Genomic DNA, 20,452 nt, shown 5'->3' with positions numbered 1-20,452 from the left:
AACATGCAGGTGTTGCAACATTCCTTTCAGTGCCATGAAGCCGAACAACTCGCCCGCCGGGAGTAAGGATGCCCTGAGGCATCCGACCCCGTGGCCGAAATCCTCCAGCATCGCCAAGCCTTATTCCCGCCATCCACGTTCTCGCGGCGCCCTGTGGCTGGCCGGCCTGCCTCTCCTGCTCGCCTCTCTCAGCGCGCCGGCCGGCGACCTGCTGGAGGTTTACCGCCAGGCGCAGGCGCGCGACCCGATTTACCGCGGCGCCGTCTACGCGCTGCAGGCGGCACGCGAACGGGTGCCCCAGGCCCGCGCGGCGCTGCTGCCCGCGGTGAGCCTGGTCGGCGCCGCCAGCCGGCAGGCCGGGCAAGCCTCTTTCAACGAACTGGCGCCTGTGCCGCGCGACGTGCATAACCGCAGCTGGAACCTGCAACTGACGCAACCCCTGTGGCGTGCAACCGCTTCGGCGGCGCTCGACCAGGCCGGGCAACAGGAACTGCTGGCCGAGGCGCAGTTCCGGCTGGCCGAACAGGACCTGATCCTGCGCACCGCGCAGGCCTACCTGGACGTGCTGGTGGCGCAGGAAGCCGAACATGTGGCACACCTGCAGATCAGCGCCATGGAGCAGCAACGCAGCCTGGCCCGCCGTACTTTCGAAGGCGGAACCGGCACGGTGACCGACGTGCACGAAGCCCAGTCACGGCTGGACCTGTCGCGCGCCCAGGCGGTGGTGGCCGGCAATGAGTTGCAGAACAAGCTGGCCGAATTGACGCGCATCCTGGGGATCTCCCATGCACGCCTGGCGGGCTTGCGCGCGGACAGCCCCCTGCCGCGCATCCAGCCCGAAGCCGCCCAGCCCTGGCTGGACAGCGCCCGCGAGCAATCCATCCAGGTGCGCATTGCCCGGGCGACGCTGGAAGTGGCAGACCGCGAAATCGCCAAAAGCCAGGCGGCGCATTTGCCGACCCTGGACATGACGGCCACTTACGGCAGCAACTTCACGTCGGGAAGCATCACCTCACCGGCCGACATCTCGGTGCGCTCGCGCTCCAGCCAGGTCGGCGTGAGCCTGACCATCCCGCTTTATGCCGGCGGCGGTGTGCAGGCGCGCGTTCGCGAAGCCCTGGCCTTGAAGGGCAAGGCCGAAGAAGACCTGGAAGCGGCGCGCAGGCAGGCGGCGACCCAGGCACGCCAGGCTTTCGCGGGTGTCGTCAACGGCGCGGCGCAGGTGCAGGCGCTGGGCTCGGCCATTGTGTCCAGCAAAAGTTCGCTGGATGCCAACAAGGTGGGTTACCTCGTCGGCACGCGCATCAACATGGAAGTCCTGAACGCCGAGCAGCAGTTGTATACGGCCCAGCGCGACTGGCACAAGGCGCGGGCGGAAACCCTGGTCCAGGGTTTGCGCCTCAAGGCCGCGAACGCCACGCTGGGCGAAGCCGATCTGAGCGTCATCAACGACATGCTGGAAACCGGGCAGCCGTGATGCCTGCCAAACGCCCGCGTGCGCACAGTCTCCAGGTCAATCCATGAGCAAATACTCCAATCTTCTCGCGGGCGATCCCGCTCCCTGGTTCAGGCAAAGATCCTTCGCGAATCCACGCTATGCCCTCCATGCTGCGGCCGGGCGCTACATCGTGCTGTGTTTTTTTGGAAGCGCCGCGGACCCCCTGGGCCGCGCCGCCATCGACATGGCCTTGCAGCGGCAGGATATCTTCAACGACTTGCACTGCTCTTTTTTCGGTGTCAGCCTGGACCCGCGGGACGAAAGCGAGCAGCGTGTCGCCGACCACTATCCCGGCTATCGCTTCCTCTGGGACTTCGACGCGCAGGTCAGCCAGCTTTATGGCGTGGTTCCGCTCAACGCGGATGCGAACCCGCAACACAAAGGCATTCGCCGCCTGTGCTTCGTCCTTGACCCGACCCTGAGGGTATTGAAGGCAATCCCCCTCAATGACGCAGACGACATCTCCGCTCTTTTGTTCTGGCTCTCCAGCCTGCCGCCACCATCGCTATTCGCCGGCATAGAACTGCAGGCACCCATCCTGATGCTGCCCAACGTTTTCCCGCCGGAGTTTTGCCGGAGGCTGGTCACGCTTTACGACACCCACGGGGGCCAGGAATCCGGCTTCATGCGCGAAAAGGACGGAAAAACCATCCTCACCCATGACCATGAACACAAGCGGCGCGAAGACTACAACATCACGCAGCCGGAGATCGTGAAATGGACGCAGGCATGGATTCATCGCCGCATCGTGCCCGAGATCGCCAAAGTGCATCAATTCAAGGCCACGCGCATGGAGCGCTATATCGTCGCCTGTTACCGCGCCGACCAGGAAGCGCATTTCCGCGCCCACCGCGACAACACCACGCGCGGCACGGCCCACAGGCGCTTCGCGGTGTCGATCAACCTCAATGATGATTTCGAGGGTGGCGAAATCAGGTTCCCGGAATACGGCCCCAGATCCTTCAAGCCCCAAATAGGCGCCGCCGTGGTGTTCTCCTGCTCCTTGCTGCATGCCGTGTCCACCGTGACGCGAGGGAGGCGCTACGCCTTCCTGCCGTTTCTTTATGACGATGCCGCCGCGAAGATCCGCGAAGCGAACAATGCCTTCCTCGATGAAAGCCTTTCGGCGAACTACAAGGCTTAGGCTTCTTCAGCGCCGGGCCGGCAGGCGCACGGTAAACGTGGTCCCCGCGCCGGCGCTGCTGCGCACGGCGATGGCGCCGCCATGGATGTCGACCGCGTTGCGCACGATGGCCAGGCCCAGGCCTGTGCCCTGGATGGTGCCGACGTTGCTGGCCCGGTGGAAGGACTCGAACAGGTGCGGCAGTTCGTCCTCCGGTATGCCTATGCCTTCGTCGGCGACTTCCAAAACCGTCATGTCCTGCTCGCTGCGCACGCGAAACAGCACCAGGCCGCCCAGCGGCGAATACTTGACCGCGTTGGACAGCAGGTTGCCGAAGATGTGGCGCAGCAGTTTTTCGTCGTAAAGGCCCTGCCCCGGGTCCGCCGTGTAGTCCAGGCGCAGCTCGCACAGGCTGTCCGCCTGCTGCATGCGCGCTTCCTCGACCAGCAATTCGCACAGCGCCCGCAGGTCCAGCGGGTGCGGTTCGAACTCCAGCATCTGCGCGTCGGCCTTGCCCAGCAGCAGCACACGGTCCAGCATGCGCGTCATGCGCTTCACACCGGCGGCGATGCTGTCGAGGATTTCCAGCTTCTCGGACTCGGGCAAACGGCTGCCGTAATGCCGCAGCAGTTCCTCGGCCGAGAGGATGCCCGACAGCGGCGTGCGAAACTCGTGGCTGGTCATGGCGACGAAGCGGGTGCGCAGCTCATTGAGGGCGCGCTGCTGCTCCAGCGCCTCGCGCGTGTCCTCTTCCGATTTTTTTCGCTCGGTGATGTCCAGGAAGGCCCAGATCACGCCCGAATCGGGGTCTTTGGGCTGCACGCAGCTGCCGGCCATCTGCACCCAGAAAAGCTGGCCGTCGCGGCGCCTGAGCTGGCGTTCGCTGATATAGCTGCCGGTGGCGATCAGCGTTTCGCGCGCCTCCTTGCCAAACTGCTCCCAGGTGGCCAGGTCGGGGTGGATGTAGCTCGAAGGCTGGCCCATGAGCTCCTCGCGCGGGCCGCCCATCATCTGCGCGAACTTCTCGTTGACCCATTCGTGGCGGCGGTTCACCGACAGCACGATGCCCACCAGCGCGCTGTTGAGGATGGCTTCACGTTCCGACGAGGTGCGCACCAGCTGCGCCTCCAGCTCCTTGCGCCGCGTGATGTTGATGATGACCCAGACAGTGCCCTGGCTGAGGTCGCGCTCGCTGACGGCCTTGCCCGACAGCGACACCCAGATCAGCGTGCCGTCGAACTGCCTGACCTGGATCTCGGCCTCGTAGTTTTCGCCGCGGCCGACGCAGGCGGACACCTCGCCGCCGACCCGCAGGTATTCTTCCCGCGAGAGGTAAAACGGCTCCATCGAGGTCAGCGGGTTGCCGCCGGCGCCGAAGACTTCCAGCATGGCCTGGTTGGCCCAGCGAAAGCGCCCGTCCGGCGTCAGGAAGGCGATGCCGACGATGGAGTTTTCCAGGATCATCTCGCGCTCTTTGAGCTGCGTGCGGAAATTTTCCTGTGAGGTGCTCAGCGCCTCGACCATCGCGTGTTCGGCCGTGATGCGCGCCTGCGCCTGCTCTTTCTCGCGGCGCGTGACGTTGATGCGGTCGGCCAGCGCGAAGGACAGCACCACCATTTCGAGCGCCGAACCTATCAGCAGCGAGTTGGCCGTCAAGGCATTGGACGGCAGGAAGCCGGTGTTGTGCAGGGCCAGCGTCACCACACCCACCAGCAGCAGCGCCCAGGCCGCCAGGAAGTATTTGGCGCCCGGGTGGCCCGCGCGCAGACTCAGCACGCCCACCACCACCAGGGTGACGACGCTGAAGACGGCCAGCACCGTCACCATCAGGGAAGACACCACATAGGGCAGCGCCAGCGCCGCCAGAAGCGCCAGCAGCCAGCCGGCCACCAGCGCCAGCATCAGGCGGTCCAGCTGCGGCATCCTGAGCGCGCTCGACAAAAAGCTGCGCGCGAACAGCAGGCCGAAAACCGCCGTCGCGGCCATGCCCGCCGGCGGCGAGACGCTGTTCCACCACAGCAGGCCCGGCCAGAGAAACTGCGCGCCGAAACCGGTCAGCGCCGCTTGCGCGACCGCCATGCAGGCCACGAAGGCCACATAGATCAGATAGGCGCGGTCGCGCACCGAGAAAAACAGCAGCAGGTTGTACAGCAGCAGGCCTATCAGCAGGCCGAAGTAGAGGCTGATGGTGGCGTACTCGGACTGGTCGTGCCGCCACAGCGCCGCGGGCTGCCAGAGTTTGACCGGCGCCGACACCGTGCCGCCTGAATTCACCCGCAGGTAAAGCGTGGTGGCCGCGCCCGGCTTCAGGCGCACCGGCATCACGTGGTTGCGGTGCACCACGGCGCGCTCGGCAAACGGCGACAGGTCGCCGCCCACCTGCCGCGTGAAGCCGCCCTTGCCGTCCGGCGTGTAGAGCTCGATCCTGTCCAGCGGCGGATAGGCCACTTCCAGCATCCAGTCGGCGGGGGCATCGCGCGCGGTGCGAAGCGTTACACGCAGCCAGATGGCCGCGCTGGTGAGCCCGAAGTTGGTGGCCGAGCCGCTTTGCGCCACCGGCCGGAAGCGCACCTGCGTGTCCGGCTTCAACAGGCCGGCCAGCACCAATTCGCCGCCGGCATCTTCAAGGTAGGAGAAGGAACGCGACAGCGCATAACTTCCTTCGTTGCCGATGGTGACCTCGCTACCCGGGTCGACCGTGATCACGGCGGAAGGAGTTGCCTGCGCTTTGGACGGCGCAGGCTTTTGCGCGGCGGCCGAAAAAGCCAGGCCCGCCAGCAGCAAGGCCAGCACCGCCCACACGCCATCGCGCAGGCCCGCCTTCACGCGGGACCGCCGGGAGCTGCCCCGCCCCTGAGCACCCGCCCGGGCGCGGCGGCCGAGGCCGGCACCGTGCCGGCGGCATGCCGCTGGCCGTTGCAGACTTCATGGCTGATGGCAAGGTTTTCCGCGTGGCTGTTGCCGCCTTCGCTGAGGGGCCGGATGTGCTCCAGCGTCGCGGCCTGGGGCGTGACGTGTTCGCCGCAGACCCAGCACGGCACCACGCCGTGAAGCTGCCGCGCCACGGTCTTGTATATCTTGTCGCGGGTGTGGCCCAGCCTGCTCACGATGGGAATTTCACAGCGGTGGGAAACGGCAAACAGCGAAGGAACGAAGGGCGCGCCGGGGCAAACGCCTGCAGGGGGCCCACGCTCACAGACCCGCCCTTATTCGCGCCTGGCCGGCCGCGTGTCCGCGGCCTGGATGAAGGAGTCTTCCCATTGCACAGCAAAGCGGTCGTCCGTGTCGCCCCTGTGCAGCCCGCTGCTGCCGTCGGAACTGAAGCCGATGTTGCGGTTGGCGGCCGCCTGGGCGGCCTCCTGCTGGGTTTCCTTGTTGAGTTCCTTCAGGGCCGCATCCTTGGCGGCCTTGACGCGCTCCCGGGTGAAGGATTCGAGATCGGCGTGGAAGCTGCTGTCGCCGCCGCGTGTTTCCTGGTCTTCCAGGATGAGTTCTTCGGGAATTTCGCCCAGGAAGGCGGCGCGCATGGCACTGACGGTAGGCGGGCGGCTGGCCCTCACCGTGGTGTAGGCGATGCCGCAATCGGACAGCAGGTTTTCCTTGAGTTCACGGCTGGCCCGGCTCACGTCGCGCTTGCCGCGCAGGTCGACGCAGCCCACCACCTTGCCGTCCAGCGTGCAGACGGTGAAGGTCGTGTAGACGCCGTTGAGCAGTTCCAGCAAGCGCTCGTTCTTTTCCTTGTTTTTTTCCCTGTCCTTGTCTTTTTCGACGGGGATGGTGAAGCGCAGCACCGGCAGCTTGAGCATCACCACATGGTCGTGGAAGGTGCTGCGCATCCATTTCCAGACTTCGTACTCGTCGCTGGTCACCACATCGCGCGCGGTCAACGGCCATTTTTTCGGAACGCGCAGGTTTGCACTGGCTTTTTGCCGCAAGGCGCGGGCGTACAAAAGGATGCCAGCCAGCGCGCCCACGGCCACGCCCACCAGTGCCATCAGCCATGAAATCAGGTTCAAGATGCGGTTCTCCTCGTTTTTTTGGGGGTGCCGCTGTGCCAGAGGCGGTGCGGCTGGGCGGCCCCGGTGAGCCCAGTGAGTCACAGAAAGCCCGCCGTGTCAATTTGGTGGCCCGGCGGCCCAGGCCGTTATTAAAGCAGGTTTTACCGGTTTTCTCGCCGCCTGAGGCGTAACAAAGCCCACGAACCAACTGGTAAGCCAGCTCACAGCTATGGGTTTCATAGCAGGAAGGCCGGCGAATGCGCGCGCGGCAGTGTGGCGAACATGGCACCCCTCCCCGCCCTTTGCCAGCCGGCCCGTGAATCGTTATGCTGGATTTTTTGCAGGAGCCACCCATGCCACTCAAGACCGCCCAGGACTTTGACCAGGAACTGCTGATTCTGTTTGACGCCTATGTGCACGGCACGCTGGACCGGCGCGGCTTCCTGGAGCGCGCCCAGAAGTTCGCCACCGCCGGCATGACCGCCACCGCGCTGCTGGCCGCCTTGAGCCCGAATTTTGCCGCGGGGCAGCAAATCGCCAAGGACGACAAGCGCATCAAGACCGAGACGGTCAGCTACCCGTCTTCCGCCGGCACCGGCACCGTCAAGGGCTATCTCGCCAAGCCAGCGAACGCCACGGGCAAACTGCCCGGCGTGCTGGTCATCCACGAGAACCGCGGGCTCAACCCTCATATAGAAGACATCACGCGCCGCCTGGCGCTGGACAACTTCCTCGCCTTCGCGCCCGACGCCCTCACGCCCCTGGGCGGCTACCCCGGCGACGAAGACAAGGCGCGCGAACTGTTCGCCAAGCTGGACCAGCGCAAGTGCACCGAAGACTTCGTGGCCGGTGTCACTTACCTCAAGGGCCGGGACGACTGCAGCGGAAAGCTCGGCGTGGTCGGCTTCTGCTACGGCGGTGGCATGGCGCACACGCTGACCACCCGCCTGCCCGAACTCAACGCCGCCGTCCCTTTTTACGGCAACCAGCCGCCGGTGGAAGACGCCGCCAAGGTCAAAACCCCGCTGCTGATCCACTTCGCGGCGGTCGACGAGCGCATCAACGCCTCCTGGCCGGCCTATGAGGCGGCCCTGAAGGCGGCCGGCGTGAACTTCACCGCCTACCAGTACCCCGGCACCCAGCACGGCTTCAACAACGACACCACGCCGCGCTATGACGCGGCCGCCGCCAAGCTGGCCTGGGAGCGCACGCTGGCGTTTTTCAACCGACAACTCAGGGCCTGACCGCCCCGGAGCCCTCCTTTTGGCCCCTGTTTAGGCGCCTCCTGGGCCTTTTTCGCCGCCGCCCGTCCCGTCTTCGCGAAAACCCTGCCCGCGCGCTCCCGGGCACGGCTTTTGCAGGCGTTACCATTGGCTACTTTTGCTTTTTCGTCCCCGCGTGCGGACCGGCAAGCATTTTTTACCCCTTCCCTCTGGAATCACCATGAACCTCCTGCACAAAGTCGCCGCCACCGCCGGCCTGCTCACCCTAGCCTTCGCCGCCCAGGCCCAGAACAAGGAGCTGGTCGTCGGCTCCAGCGCCACCTACCGCCCGTTTGCCTATGAAAGCCCGACCAAGGAAATCGTCGGCTACGACGTCGACATGATCAAGGCCGTCGCCCAGAAGGCCGGCCTGCAGATCAAGATCGTCAACACCCCGTGGACCGGCATCTTCGCCGCGCTCAACAACGGCGACGTGGACCTCGTCATCTCCGGCGTCACCATCAACGACAAGCGCAAGCAGTCCTACGACTTCACCACCCCCTACTTCGAAGCGCGCCAGCTGATCGCCGTGCAGGCCAACAGCACCGCCAAGGGCCTGAAAGACCTGGCCGGCAAAAAAATCGGCGTGGTCACCGGCAGCACCGGCGACGACATGGCCTCGCGCGAATTCGGCAAGACCAACCCCGACATCCGCCGCTTTGAAAGCACCCCCGTGGTGATCTCCGAGCTGGCCAACAACGGCCTGGACGCCGCCATCGGCGACAACGGCGTGATCGCCTTCCGCACCCAGGAACACAAGCAGCTCAAGACCGTGTCCGACGCCAGCTTCCCCAAGGAATACTTCGGCATCGTCGTGAAACAGGGCAACAAGGCCTTGCTGGACAAGCTCAACGCGGGCCTGGCAGCCGTCAAGGCCGACGGCAGCTACGCCACCATCTACAAGAAGTGGTTCCAGGCCGACGCTCCCGCGTTGCCCGCACAATAATCCGCTGAGACTTACCCGTCATGGAGCAAGTCCTCTGGTTCGGCTGGTTCCGGGCCGACATCATCGCGGAGTACGGCGTGCTGTTCTGGCGCGGCCTGCAGATGACCATCCTGGTGACGCTGATCTGCATCGTGCAGGGCACCGCGCTGGGCCTGGCCATCGGCATGGCGCGCGTCGCCGAATCGCGCCACTCGCCCGCGCGCGAACTCTGCAAATACGCCTTGCGCTGGCCGTCCACCGTCTACGTGAGTTTTTTCCGCGGCACGCCGCTGTTCGTGCAAATCCTGCTGATCCACTTCGCCGTGCTGCCGCTGTTCATCAACCCGACCGACGGCATCTTCATCTCGGGTGAAACCGCGCGCAACATCAAGCAGAACTACGGCGCCTTCCTCTCCGGCATCGTGGCCCTCACGCTCAATGCCGGCGCCTACATCTCCGAGATCTTCCGCGCCGGCATCCAATCCATCGACAAGGGCCAGGTCGAAGCCTCGCGTTCGCTGGGCATGTCGTTTCCGCGCACCATGTACCACGTCGTCCTGCCGCAGGCTTTCCGCCGCATGCTGCCGCCGCTGGGCAACAACGCGATCGCGCTGCTGAAAGACTCGTCGCTGATCTCGGCCATCGGCCTGGCCGAACTCGCCTACGCCGCGCGCACCGTCGCCGGCGCCTATTCACGCTACTGGGAGCCTTACCTCACCATCTCCGTCATGTACTGGGTGCTGACGCTGGGCCTGGCTTACCTCGTCAAGAAACTGGAGGCTCGTTATGGACGAGGTGATTCACGTTAAGCGCCTGACCAAGCAGTTCGGCCAAACGCCGGTGCTGCGCGGCATCGACTGCGCCATCAAGGCCACCGAAGTCGTCTGCGTGATCGGCCCCTCCGGCTCCGGCAAAAGCACCTTCCTGCGCTGCCTCAACGGCCTGGAAGACGCCAGCGGCGGCGAAGTGCTGGTGCACGGCGTCTCGGTGCACGAACCCAAGACCGACGTCGACGCCCTGCGCTCCGAAATCGGGATGGTGTTCCAGCGCTTCAACCTGTTCCCGCACAAGACCGTGCTGGAAAACATCACGCTGGCCCCCACCAAGGTGCGCAAGCTCACGGCGCTGGAAGCGCGCAACCGCGCCAGCGAGCTGCTCATCAAGGTCGGCCTGCTCGACAAGATAGACGCCTATCCCAACCAGCTCTCCGGCGGCCAGCAACAGCGTGTGGCGATTGCCCGCGCGCTGGCCATGCAGCCGCGCATCATGCTGTTCGACGAACCCACCTCCGCGCTCGACCCCGAAATGGTCGGCGAAGTGCTCGCCGTCATGCAGGCCCTGGCCGAAGAAGGCATGACCATGGTCGTCGTCACCCACGAAATGGGCTTTGCCCGCCAGGTGGCCGACCGCGTGCTGTTCATCGACGAAGGCCTGGTGGTCGAGGAAGGCACACCATCGGAAATCTTCGACAGCCCGCGGGAAGAGCGGACCAAACGCTTCCTGAGCAAGGTACTTTGAAGACATTGCGCGGCCGCCCCACAGCGGGCGGCTGCGCTTTCTTCCTTGCCGCCAAGCACTCCCGCAAATCCGGGCCCTGATTCGTCACAGCGCATGTGCAGCCATCCAGACTTTATTTCCACCATGGCATTTGGCCTGGTAGTGCTTGCCGCCATTCCTTCGGGTGTCTTGCAGCACCGATTTGTGAGGAGCCTGGAGAAAACACTCCCCGCCATATGGGCGGAACTTGGCACCCAAAAAAAGCTGTGGACGGAAGACGGCAACAAGCATTACGCGGCCGCCCAGCGCTTTCTTATCTGGGGAGAGTACAAATCGCTGAGCGATGAAGCGCTGGTGAAGATGGGGGACCGGTCCCGCACCGCTTTTTTTGTCTTCATCGCCAGCCTGGTGGTGTTCGGTTTCTGCGCTGCCCTGACCCAGGGAACACCGCAGCTGTCCTGTCTCTGGCGCTAGTTGCCCCCCCGCAACAAGGCCAGGGACTTCTAATACCCCGGCACCTTGAGCACCCGCGCCAGGTAATCAAAAAACACGCAGTACAGCGCAATCGGCAGCGGCAGGCCCAGCAGCGTGCCCAGCATATAGTCGCGAAACTTCACGCCCGACATCGCCAGCGCATAGTTGAGCGCCGGCACGGTCTGCAGCAGCATGCGCAGCACCACGATACTGGCCACCGGCCGCGCGTCGAGTTGCGCGAGCACGCGTTGCGCCCAGCCGCCTTTGATCTGCCGCAAGGCATCGCCGCCCAGCAGGCGTATCAGCCAGAAGGTAAAGGCGCATGAGACCACCGCCGCGAGGTAGGTCGCCACGCCGCCCAATACCTCGCCCAGCGCCAGCACCGCGGCCGCCAGGAAGATCCAGCCCGGGATCTGGATCAGGTTTCCCAGCGCGAAGAGTGCAATAAAGATCAGCAAGCCCGTGGCTTCGTTGTCCAGGAATTTCTGGTGCAGGAAAGCCAGGTTGAAGTTGTCCCGCAGGCCCGAGAGCTGGAACACCGCCAGCAGCAGGGCCAGGAAGGCCAGAACGGCGAACAGTCGTTTGAAGCGTTGCATCTGGAGCATGTTACGGGCGTTTTCTGAAAGCCTGGGCCGGGATGTGTGGCGCAAGGCATTCAACATCAGCGCTGTCGTTCGAACATCCATATCTCGATGTCTGTATTCGGCAACTCGATCTGAAAAGCTAACGAAGAATGTCTTCGCGCGGACTATTGCTTACAACTTGGCAACAAATATCAGTAACCTCAAGTCAGCTTTTTCAATCCTGACTGAGGAGTTTTCATGAAAAGAATCGTTGCACTCAGTGCCTTGGGCCTCGCCAGCCTGCTGGCCTTGCCGGCCAAGGCCGAATCCACCTTTACCACCCCCGCAACCACCGCTTCGACGGCGGCGGCGCGCCTCGATTTCAGCATTGTCATTCCGCAAGTCCTGTTTTTGCGGGTCGGCACCAGCGCCGGCAACACGTCGACGACGGCGACCGTTGACGCAACAACATTCACGGTGCCGGCCGCCAATGTGGGCGACGCCAGCGTCATTGCCGGTGTCGGCGGCGACCTGACCGCGGGCGCCGTGACGGTGCGCGTTTACGGCAACGGCGGCAACATCACCCTGAACTCCGCCACCACCGGCGCCCTGACGACCGGCACCGCCAGCGAAACCATCGCCTGGAGCCAGATCAGCGTGGCGGGCGCGGCCCTCGCTAGCGGCACTTCCGGCTTCACCAATGCCGCCATCACGCACCCGGCATTCAACACCGGCGCCAGCGGCGGCAACGGCACGGCGACCACCCTGACGGCCACCAACCGCCTGGTCCGCGTCGAAGGCAAGTGGACCTACAGCTACCTCAATGCAAATATGCCTGCTGCCGGCACCTATGGCGGCACGGTCGCCAACAAAGGCCGCGTGACCTACACCGCCACGCAGCTCTGATTTCTTAACCAGGAGAACCATGATGAAAAAAGTACTTCTTGCCAGCCTGCTGAGCCTCGCCGGAGCGCTGGTGGCCCCAGCCCACGCTGAATCCACCTACACCGCCCCCGCAATCACCACGTCAACCGCGGCGGCGCGCGTGGACATGACGGTCATCATCCCGCAGGTGCTGTTCCTGCGCGTCGGCACCAGCTCCGGCAATACGGCCACCGACAGCACCGTTGACTCCACCACGTTCACGGTGCCGGCCGCCAATGTGGGCGACGCCAGCGTCATTGCCGGTACCGGCGGCGACCTGACCGCGGGCGCCGTGACGGTGCGCGTTTACGGCAACGGCGGCAACATCAGTCTGAACTCCGCCACCACCGGCGCCCTGACGACCGGCACCGCCGGCGAAACCATTCCCTGGAGCCAGATCAGCGTAGCAGGCGCGGCCCTGGCCGCCACCACGTCCGGCTTCACCAATGCCGCCATCACCCACCCCGCATTCAACACCGGCGTTGCCGGCGGCGCGGGCACGGCCGCCACCCTGACGGCCACCAACCGCCTGGTTCGCGTCGAGGGCAAGTGGACCTACAGCTACCTCAATGCCAACATCCCCGCTGCCGGCACCTACGGCGGCACAGCCGCGAAAAATGGGCGCGTGACCTACACCGCGACCCAGCTCTGATCTTTCAAGCGCCTCGCGAAAAAAAATGGCCTCCCCCGTGGGGCCATTTCCTTGATCATTTCCTTGCCCCCTCCCAGACCAACGTAAAAGCGACGCCCATGCGTGCCCCACTTGCCTTTGCATCGCCTTTTCACCGCGGTACACCGGGCGCGCGGAGCGGGTTCATCGCCATCGGCAGCGCCTTGCTGTGCGCCGGCGCCCAAGCCTTTTCCGTCAGCATCACACCGGGCACGCGTTCACTGTTCCTGCAAGTGGGTTCCGGCACCATGACCGGGGGTACTTTCGACTCCGGCGGCATTCCCGGAAACAACGCCACCATCAACCGCGTCAGCGCCACCGTTCCGGCAGCCAGCCTGGGAACGGGCCCGGTCGCCATGACCACCGACAGCACTGTCGCGGCAAGTCCCCTCGATGGTTTCGCGTTTTGCACCATACCCGCGCAGGTCTATGTAGGCGGCTTCTACCGCACGCCGGGTACGGGGGCCAATGCCACCCTGACCGCGACCACACCAGCGTCGCTGACCAGCATCAGCGGCAGCACCATTCCCTTCAGTACGGTGTCGTGGGTTTCAGCCGGTGCATCCGACTCGGCGCCCACCATTTCCAACGGCACGTTTGTCGGCGGCGCGCCGCAAACCCTGCTCAGCATCGCGCGCAACACCTGGTTTGAAAGCTGCCTGCAGTTCAGCTACGCCAATACCCAGTTGGTGGGCTCTGGCACCTTCACCGGCAGGGCGACCTACACCCTGACCGCCCCATGAAGGGCCGGCCGTCGCCCCTGGCGCGCATCGTCCTCGCGCCCTGCCTGCTGGCGGCGAGCCTGTGCGCCCATGACCGCGCGGCGGCCGGCACGGCGCGCGTGGACGACAGCGGCACCGTTGTCAGCCAGGGCGTGCTTCCCATGCGCTGGCGGCAGCTGGTTCCGGGCCGCGGGGCCGACAACTCGGTGGAGGCCAGCGTGCGCGTGGCCCTGCGCCTGAACCTGTCGCGCTGGCTGCACCAGCCCGTCAAACTTTATATGGGGCTGGCGCCGGCGGCGGGTGAACCCGTCCACGCCACATGGCGCACGCAAGGCCGGCTGCTGCCGGGCAGCGTCCGAAGCGGTGCGCGCACGCTGATGTATGACGGTATCGCCGGCATGGCCTCCCTGGAAGAAACCATAGAGCTGACGCTCAGGACCGACGGCCGGGCGCTGGCATCCCCGCAGTCGCTGCAGTTTTATTTTGAGGTGGATACCCCATGAACAAGCCTGGTCCGGCACTCGCCCGGCGCTGCGCGGCGGGCCTTTTTAGCCTGGCGATGATGTTGGCCGCACCCTGCCCCGTTGCCGCCGAGTTCGCGCTGGCGGTATCTCCCGCGCGCTTTGAACTCGAACTCAAACCGGGTGAACGCAGCCGGCAGGTTATCGAAATCACCAATGCGTCGCCAACATCGGCCACCTTCGGCATCAAGACGGCCGACTGGCGCCTGGGCGCGGACAACGCGGCCACCTTCTTCGACGAATTGCAACCGGGCAGTTGCCGGCCCTGGATCGCCATCGAGCGGCGCGAGCTCATCATGGCGGGCGGGCGGCCCTACCGTTTCCGTTTCGAAATCGACGTGCCCGCCGACGCCCCGGCCGGGGAGTGCCGTTTCGCCATCATGCTCGAAGGCCAGGAGCAGCTCACCCGCATGGCGTCGGGCCCGCCCATGCCGTTTTCGGCCCGCCTGGGCATCGTGGTCTATGCGGCCGTCGGCGGTGCCGCACCGGAATTAAGCGTTGCCGGGGCCGGGATTCAGGCCGTGAACGGCCAGCCCACACCCGTCCTGCAGATACGCAACAGCGGCACCGCCCACGGCCGCGTCGGCGGCTTCCTGACCGGCACGGACGCGTCCGGCACCGCGCTTGAATTTTCGCCCGCCAACACCCCGATACTGCCCGGCGAAACACGCGGCATCGCGCTGGGCGCGACGCGCCCCGGCGACCCGGACAGCGCCGCGGCCATCCGCTTTCCCGTCACGGTGCGCGGAAAGCTCGAATGGGGCAAGGGCAAAACACACAACATCGAACAGCTTTTCGCGCCATGAATGGGCAGGCGCATCCGCCGGCCGCCCTCCTTCCTTTTTTGATGACATGGCGCCGCCGCGGCCTCGCGGGCCTGGGCCTGCTCTTCACAAGCGCCGCGGCGCTGGGCCAGCCGGCCAGCACGCAGGCTCCGGGCTCTTACGTTGACCGCGTCATCGACGGCCAGCCGGGCCTGGACGGCGGCCTGCAGCTCAAGGCCAGCGAGTACAACGAAACCGGCTGGCCGCGAAGCTGGCACGCGGACTACGCCGTCTTCAAACAGACGGGAAACGGCAACAGTGCGACCAGCGCGCTGGACCTGGGCGGCTTCATGGAAACCCCCAACCATGGCGCCCTGTCCGTGCATGCCGGCCTTACCCGGCAAGGCGCAGGCGCATCGGGCTACCGGGCGCAGGGCGGCAACAGCGATTGGCGCATAGACCAGCGCGCATTGCCGCTGGACGGCGGCTGGTTCGCCAACCACAACGCCGGCAACATCAGCACCACCGGCACCCGGCTGGCGCGCGGCACGGGCCGGGTCTCCATACCGGCAACGCCCCTGCACGGCGCAGGCGGCCAGTGGTATCTCCCCGATTCCATCGACCTCAACGCCGCCACCGGCAACACCGGCCTCTTCACCGGGTTCAACAGCAGCGGGTTCGAAAGCTCGGCAGGCCGCATCACGTCGGCCGGCGGGCAATTTCGCCTGCCCGCAGCCATGACACCCGGAACGGGTGGGCGCGCCGATGCGGCCCTCCAGCTCATGGACGGCAAAAACATTCCCGACGGCGGGGGGTTCGGCATCACCCAGGACACGCGCGCCTGGTTCGCCGCCGTGTCCTGGGAGGGCCCTTCCCCCTGGGGATCCGGCCTGGCCGCCGGCTACGGCGCGGCCCATGAGCGCGTGGGCGGCCTGCGCCTGCAGGCCAACGTGGTGCAAAGCACGGCCACACAGAGCGGCGGTGCAAGCGGCCTCTGGCTGGACGCCGCCTGGCGCAGCGAACGCTGGCGCCAAGCGGCCGGCGTCTTCCGCTTCGAGCCCAATCTTCGCTGGGGCACCACCGGGCTTGCCGGCGACCTGCAGGGTGTGTACTGGCAAGGCGACACTGCCACACGCCAGTGGCAGGCCGGTTTTGCCGCCGAGCTGAGCGGCACCGTCAGCGGCGGCCAGGCGGGCGGCGCCGCCTCCGGTGGCAGCGCATTCGTCAACCTGAACGGCCGCTACCTGCTGGACATCAGCAACACCGTCGCGGCCGCCCTGAGTTTTCGCAGCATCACCAGCCCGGGGCAGTCGGTCCAGTTCTCATGGAACCGCGCCGGCGATTGGGGCCAGACACAGTGGCGGGCCGACCTGGCCAAGGCCTCCGGCGCGCGCACCCTGCGCCTGGGCGTCGACCACAGCTGGCCCGTGCTGTGGACCGCCCTCCTGAGCACCTCACTGGCCCTGGAGCGCATACACGGAAGCGCCAATCCCGGCAGCGGGCTGGTCTGGGGCGTGCTCGGCACCGTGTCGCCCTGGCCACAATGGTCGGTGGACGCCTCGCTGCGCGGCACGCGCGGCAACGGCGGCGAGTCGCTCAATGCCAACATCGGCGTGAACTGGCAGCCGTCCGGCGGCTGGTCGCTCTCATTGCGCTACACCGAATCGCGCGGCCAGGAAACCCCACAGGCGCTGGTCGTATCGGCCCTGACCGCGGCGACGCTGCAGCCGCCGGCCAATACCAGTACCCAGGCCAATCGCAGCATCCAGCTGCTGCTGCGCTACCAGGACCATGCCGGCATGGCGACCGCGCCGCTGGGCGGCATGCCCGGGACCGGCGCCGGCAGCCTGGCCGGCACCGTGTTTTTCGACGCCGACGCCAACGGGCGGCGCGAAGCCTCCGAAGGCGGCGTGCCCAACGTCACCGTCATGCTTGACCGGCGCTACGTGACGCAAACAGACGCCCAGGGCCGCTACGAATACCCGTCCGTCGCCGCCGGCGAGCACCTGGTTGAGGTCTCATCCGACAACGTTCCCTTGCCGTGGAGCCCGGTGCTTCGAGAGCCCGTCAAAACCAGGATCCTGGTGCGCCAGACCCACTCGCTGGATTTCGCCGTGCAACGTGAACGCTGAAGCGATCCCGCGAAGCTCGCTCCGCCGGCAAATAAATTTCAAGAGCGCTGTAAGAAAGCCGCGCCCCGTCCGACCAAACCCCAACACGCGGCAACACCGCGGCGGAAATTCCGGCTCCTTCGTTGTTTGACGAAAGCGCCGGGCATTGCGGGCAACCCTGAGGAGCAGCTGATGAACACCGGCAAACAACAAGCCATACACCCAGCCTGGCTGCGCGCCATGCACTGGCTCAACGCGCTGGCCGTGGTGGTGCTCATGATGAGCGGCTGGCGCATCTACAACGCCACCGCCTTCCTGGGCTTCAGTATTCCCAAAGACCTCACGCTGGGCGGCTGGCTGGGCGGCGCGCTGCAGTGGCACTTCGCCGCCATGTGGCTGCTGTTCTTCAACGGCATCCTCTACCTGGGATTCAACCTCTTCACGCGCCGGCTGTTCCACAAATTCTTTCCGCTCTCCATCAAAGGCATCGCCGCCGACCTGCTGGCCGCCTTCAAAGGCAAGCTGGCCCACGCCGACCCGCGCCACTACAACATGGTGCAGCGCCTGGCCTACCTGTTTGTCATGGCCGACAGCGTGCTCATCGTGCTGTCCGGCCTGGTGCTGTGGAAATCGGTGCAATTCCCCATCCTGCGCGAACTCATGGGCGGCTATGAAGGCGCGCGCCTCGTCCACTTTTTTGCCATGGCGGCGCTCGCCGGTTTTGTGGTGGTCCACCTCGTCATGGTGGCGCTGGTGCCCAAAACGCTGGTCTATATGCTGCGCGGCCGTTGAGCCGCACGCTCCAGGAAACAATATGAACATCCAACGCCCCAGGCGCCTTCACCATATCGACGCAGACGCCGTCCTCCAGGAAGCCGTGGACCGCATCGCCACGGCCAACAAACTCTCAACGGCCCGCCGCAACTTCCTGCGCGGCTCTCTCACCCTGGGCGGCCTGGCCATGCTGAGCGGCTGCATGCTCGACGACAGCGAATCCGTCAACACCGCCCTCACCCGCATCTCGCGCCTCAACGACGACGTGCAGGGCCTGCTCTTTGACCCGAACCGGCTCGCGCCCACCTACCCCGACTCCATGATCACCCGGCCCTTTCCCTTCAACGCCTACTACAGCGAAGACGAAGTGCGCGAAGTGGACGAAGAAAGTTACCGCCTCGAAGTCGCCGGCCTGGTCGCCGACAGGCGCAAATGGTCATTGCCCGAACTGCGCGCCATGCCCCAGGCCGACCAGGTTACGCGCCACATCTGTGTCGAAGGCTGGAGCGCCATCGGCAAATGGGGCGGCGTGCCCTTCTTCCATTTTTTGCGCAAGGTCGGTGCCGACACCAGCGCGAAGTACGTCGGCTTCAAATGCGCCGACGACTACTTCACCAGCATAGACATGGCCACCGCCCTGCACCCGCAAACCCTGCTGGCGCTCACGTACGACGGCCAGGTGCTGCCGCCCAAATACGGCTTCCCGATGAAGCTGCGCATGCCCACCAAGCTCGGCTACAAGAACCCCAAACACATCCAGGCGATTTTTGTCACCAACACCTACCCTGGCGGCTACTGGGAAGACCAGGGCTACAACTGGTTCGGAGGTAGCTGAGCCCGCTCAGACACCCCGCAACGCCGGCAAGGCATTCATGCATTTCCAATGCTTTGCCGTTTTTTCATCAATGACTTTCCAACATTTTTTCATCAAGGACAACAGCATCATGAACATCAACACCAAGACTTTGACCGCAGCCCTCCTCAGCGCCTGCCTGCTCGCTGCCGGCGGCAGCGCACTGGCCCAGGACGCCATGAAAAAAGACGCCATGGCCAAGGACGCCATGGCCAAGGACGGCATGAAGAAAGACGCGATGGCCAAAGATGCCATGGGCAAGGACGCGATGGGTAAAGACGCGATGGCGAAAGACGGCATGAAGCACGACGACAAGATGGCCATGGCCAAAAAAGACAAGATGAAGAAGGACGCCATGGCCAAGGACGGCATGAAAAAAGACGCCATGGGCAAGGATGCGATGGGCAAAGACGAGATGAAGAAATAAAAACAGCGGCAGCGGCCACGCTTAGGGGCCGGCCCCCGGGCGCCGGTCGCCCGCCATCAACGGCGCCCGGCGTCGCGCCCACCGCCCATGGCTATCTCAAGCCGGAAATAGCGGCACGTGGACTTACAGATGGGAGGCGCGCTGCAATTCCACCAGCAACTCCTCTATCGTCGGGTTGGTGTGCGTCGTGGGTTGCATGCGCCGGTTTTTGTAGAAACGGTGCCACGTCGCCAGCGACAGCAATTCAATCTGCCCGTAGCTGATGGCCAGCCAGCCCTCTGCCGCCAGGGGTTGCACGTATTCCGAAAACGCCGCCCTCGAGACGCCGCACATTGCCGCGATGACCGACTGCGTCACCGGAATGGCGATACCGCCGTCCAGCCCTTCCGTGGCCGGCCGTTCAGAACAGGAAACCAGCGCCTCGGCGAATTGCGCGATGCCCATCACCACGCGCAGGCAGGGATTGCCCAGCTTCATCAGCACCAGCATTTCCGCATTCTTCTGCGCCCGCCAGGCCGCCACCGTGGCGATGTAGCGCGCGAATCCCGCCTCGGTGTTGAAAAGCTGCCACAGCACCGCCGTCGGCATGTTCAGGACCTGCGTAGGCGCGAGGCAGATGTATTCCAGGTGTGAGGGCGTGCGGTTCAGCAGGGGCTGCTCGCCGAACCAGGAACCCGCGCCATAAATGGCGATCGGAACAGACCGCCCATCGTCGGCGCGGGCCGCGGCGGCCACCATGCCGCTGACGATGAACAGCCACGCATGGACCTCACCGCCCTTGGCCCAAATCACTTCCTGCGTGTCATAAGCCCTGAGCGAAAGCCTGGAGGCAACACCCTGCGCCACGGCCTCGGAAACCCCGGCCTTCTGCAAGATGTGGGCAGCATAGTGAGACACGGCAATACGCGATAGGCGCCTCCAGATGTGGGGCCGATTGTAGGAGTCCTTTTCACCCAACGATGTAGGACGGCATCGTTTCCATCCGGATATTCCCGCATGCGTGCGCGCGCGGCAACAAGGGAGAACCCTCGGAACCTGTCCCCCGTCACGGCCTGAGCCATTGCGCAGTGCAGCATTCCGGCTTTGAACCCAGGCATCGCCCGCCCAGGCTTGTGCCCCGAAAAAAATGACCACGGCGCCCGGCTCGCGGAGGCCGGGTCTTGCGGCCCGGCCTCCGGTTGGTAGCCCTTCCATCCATTGCCGTGCGCCGCGGCCCAATCCACCTTCACTTCCAGTTGGCCGCCAGCACAGGCGCGAGCGACGTCTGGTAATTCGCCGGCAGCGTGGTCTGCCCCGCGGCCGGAGGGGCAAAGGCCGCCATGGCCTGCACCAGTTTGTCCACCTGT

Annotated in this window: 21 protein-coding genes; 16 read left to right on the top strand and 5 right to left on the bottom strand. The window is 65.3% G+C overall.

The genetic code is table 11. The features are described 5' to 3' along the window. Positions 1-34: 34 nt before the first annotated feature. Together ACLV8F_RS19870 and ACLV8F_RS19865 are read left to right on the top strand one after the other, a co-directional pair. Positions 35-1,477, top strand: a complete 1,443-nt coding sequence (locus tag ACLV8F_RS19870) for a TolC family outer membrane protein (protein ID WP_411885928.1) — start codon at positions 35-37, stop codon at positions 1,475-1,477. 43 nt (positions 1,478-1,520) lie between these two features. Beyond that, the gene (locus tag ACLV8F_RS19865; RefSeq protein WP_411885927.1) at positions 1,521-2,642 is read left to right on the top strand and encodes a 2OG-Fe(II) oxygenase; all 1,122 of its coding nucleotides are present in this window, start codon (positions 1,521-1,523) and stop codon (positions 2,640-2,642) included. 6 nt (positions 2,643-2,648) lie between these two features. On the opposite strand, the gene ACLV8F_RS19860 is transcribed toward ACLV8F_RS19865, so the two are convergent. From ACLV8F_RS19860 to ACLV8F_RS19850, 3 genes are all read right to left on the bottom strand, one after another. After that, positions 2,649-5,447, bottom strand: coding sequence for a 7TM diverse intracellular signaling domain-containing protein (locus ACLV8F_RS19860; RefSeq protein ID WP_411885926.1), 2,799 nt, complete (start codon positions 5,445-5,447; stop codon positions 2,649-2,651). Continuing rightward, positions 5,444-5,728 (bottom strand): HNH endonuclease, encoded by a 285-nt coding sequence (locus ACLV8F_RS19855; protein WP_411885925.1) that lies wholly within the window; start codon positions 5,726-5,728, stop codon positions 5,444-5,446. Before ACLV8F_RS19855 ends, ACLV8F_RS19860 begins: the two co-directional genes overlap by 4 nt. A gap of 99 nt (positions 5,729-5,827) precedes the next feature. After that, on the bottom strand, positions 5,828-6,637 hold the full coding sequence (locus ACLV8F_RS19850; RefSeq protein WP_411885924.1) for a DUF2726 domain-containing protein: 810 nt from the start codon (positions 6,635-6,637) through the stop codon (positions 5,828-5,830). Between the two features lie 335 nt (positions 6,638-6,972). Here ACLV8F_RS19850 and ACLV8F_RS19845 point away from each other — a divergent pair, with 335 nt between their 5' ends. The 5 genes from ACLV8F_RS19845 to ACLV8F_RS19825 all read left to right on the top strand — a co-directional run bounded on the left by ACLV8F_RS19845 (position 6,973) and on the right by ACLV8F_RS19825 (position 10,777). After that, a complete protein-coding gene (locus ACLV8F_RS19845; protein ID WP_411885923.1) occupies positions 6,973-7,863 on the top strand; it encodes a dienelactone hydrolase family protein in 891 nt (296 codons plus the stop codon). A 199-nt stretch (positions 7,864-8,062) separates the two neighbouring features. After that, positions 8,063-8,827, top strand: a complete 765-nt coding sequence (locus ACLV8F_RS19840) for a basic amino acid ABC transporter substrate-binding protein (protein ID WP_411885922.1) — start codon at positions 8,063-8,065, stop codon at positions 8,825-8,827. 20 nt (positions 8,828-8,847) lie between these two features. Then, complete coding sequence (locus tag ACLV8F_RS19835; protein WP_411885921.1) at positions 8,848-9,615, top strand: amino acid ABC transporter permease; 768 nt, start codon at positions 8,848-8,850, stop codon at positions 9,613-9,615. After that, positions 9,602-10,324 carry an amino acid ABC transporter ATP-binding protein gene (locus tag ACLV8F_RS19830; RefSeq protein ID WP_411885946.1) on the top strand — a complete coding sequence of 241 codons (723 nt, stop codon included), beginning with the start codon at positions 9,602-9,604 and terminating at the stop codon, positions 10,322-10,324. The genes ACLV8F_RS19835 and ACLV8F_RS19830 overlap by 14 nt, the downstream gene beginning before the upstream one ends. Before the next feature lie 123 nt (positions 10,325-10,447). Next, complete coding sequence (locus tag ACLV8F_RS19825; protein ID WP_411885920.1) at positions 10,448-10,777, top strand: hypothetical protein; 330 nt, start codon at positions 10,448-10,450, stop codon at positions 10,775-10,777. Positions 10,778-10,806: 29 nt separating this feature from the next. On the opposite strand, the gene ACLV8F_RS19820 is transcribed toward ACLV8F_RS19825, so the two are convergent. Then, positions 10,807-11,382 (bottom strand): VTT domain-containing protein, encoded by a 576-nt coding sequence (locus ACLV8F_RS19820; RefSeq protein ID WP_411885919.1) that lies wholly within the window; start codon positions 11,380-11,382, stop codon positions 10,807-10,809. A 216-nt stretch (positions 11,383-11,598) separates the two neighbouring features. Here ACLV8F_RS19820 and ACLV8F_RS19815 point away from each other — a divergent pair, with 216 nt between their 5' ends. The 9 genes from ACLV8F_RS19815 to ACLV8F_RS19775 all read left to right on the top strand — a co-directional run bounded on the left by ACLV8F_RS19815 (position 11,599) and on the right by ACLV8F_RS19775 (position 19,106). Next, positions 11,599-12,246: a hypothetical protein gene (locus tag ACLV8F_RS19815; protein WP_411885918.1), complete on the top strand. Its 648-nt coding sequence runs from the start codon at positions 11,599-11,601 to the stop codon at positions 12,244-12,246. Between the two features lie 22 nt (positions 12,247-12,268). Further along, a complete protein-coding gene (locus ACLV8F_RS19810) occupies positions 12,269-12,916 on the top strand; it encodes a hypothetical protein (RefSeq protein WP_411885917.1) in 648 nt (215 codons plus the stop codon). Between the two features lie 98 nt (positions 12,917-13,014). Continuing rightward, positions 13,015-13,677, top strand: coding sequence for a hypothetical protein (locus ACLV8F_RS19805; protein ID WP_411885916.1), 663 nt, complete (start codon positions 13,015-13,017; stop codon positions 13,675-13,677). After that, the gene (locus ACLV8F_RS19800; protein WP_411885915.1) at positions 13,674-14,159 is read left to right on the top strand and encodes a hypothetical protein; all 486 of its coding nucleotides are present in this window, start codon (positions 13,674-13,676) and stop codon (positions 14,157-14,159) included. Before ACLV8F_RS19805 ends, ACLV8F_RS19800 begins: the two co-directional genes overlap by 4 nt. After that, positions 14,156-14,983 (top strand): hypothetical protein, encoded by an 828-nt coding sequence (locus tag ACLV8F_RS19795; RefSeq protein WP_411885914.1) that lies wholly within the window; start codon positions 14,156-14,158, stop codon positions 14,981-14,983. The genes ACLV8F_RS19800 and ACLV8F_RS19795 overlap by 4 nt, the downstream gene beginning before the upstream one ends. Before the next feature lie 41 nt (positions 14,984-15,024). After that, a complete protein-coding gene (locus tag ACLV8F_RS19790; protein ID WP_411885913.1) occupies positions 15,025-17,073 on the top strand; it encodes an SdrD B-like domain-containing protein in 2,049 nt (682 codons plus the stop codon). A 171-nt stretch (positions 17,074-17,244) separates the two neighbouring features. Next, positions 17,245-17,844, top strand: a complete 600-nt coding sequence (locus ACLV8F_RS19785) for a cytochrome b/b6 domain-containing protein (RefSeq protein WP_411885912.1) — start codon at positions 17,245-17,247, stop codon at positions 17,842-17,844. A gap of 22 nt (positions 17,845-17,866) precedes the next feature. Then, positions 17,867-18,661, top strand: coding sequence for a molybdopterin-binding protein (locus ACLV8F_RS19780; protein ID WP_411885911.1), 795 nt, complete (start codon positions 17,867-17,869; stop codon positions 18,659-18,661). 109 nt (positions 18,662-18,770) lie between these two features. Beyond that, positions 18,771-19,106, top strand: a complete 336-nt coding sequence (locus tag ACLV8F_RS19775; RefSeq protein WP_411885910.1) for a pentapeptide MXKDX repeat protein — start codon at positions 18,771-18,773, stop codon at positions 19,104-19,106. Between the two features lie 123 nt (positions 19,107-19,229). On the opposite strand, the gene ACLV8F_RS19770 is transcribed toward ACLV8F_RS19775, so the two are convergent. Beyond that, positions 19,230-20,003: a Crp/Fnr family transcriptional regulator gene (locus ACLV8F_RS19770; RefSeq protein ID WP_411885909.1), complete on the bottom strand. Its 774-nt coding sequence runs from the start codon at positions 20,001-20,003 to the stop codon at positions 19,230-19,232. Between the last annotated feature and the right edge of the window lie 449 nt (positions 20,004-20,452).

Origin of the sequence: Polaromonas sp. YR568, assembly GCF_943369675.1 — a bacterium.
Taxonomy (GTDB): Bacteria; Pseudomonadota; Gammaproteobacteria; order Burkholderiales; family Burkholderiaceae_C; genus Polaromonas.
The sequence above is the reverse complement of the archived record's forward strand: the minus strand, read 5'-3'. Positions and strand labels throughout refer to the sequence as shown.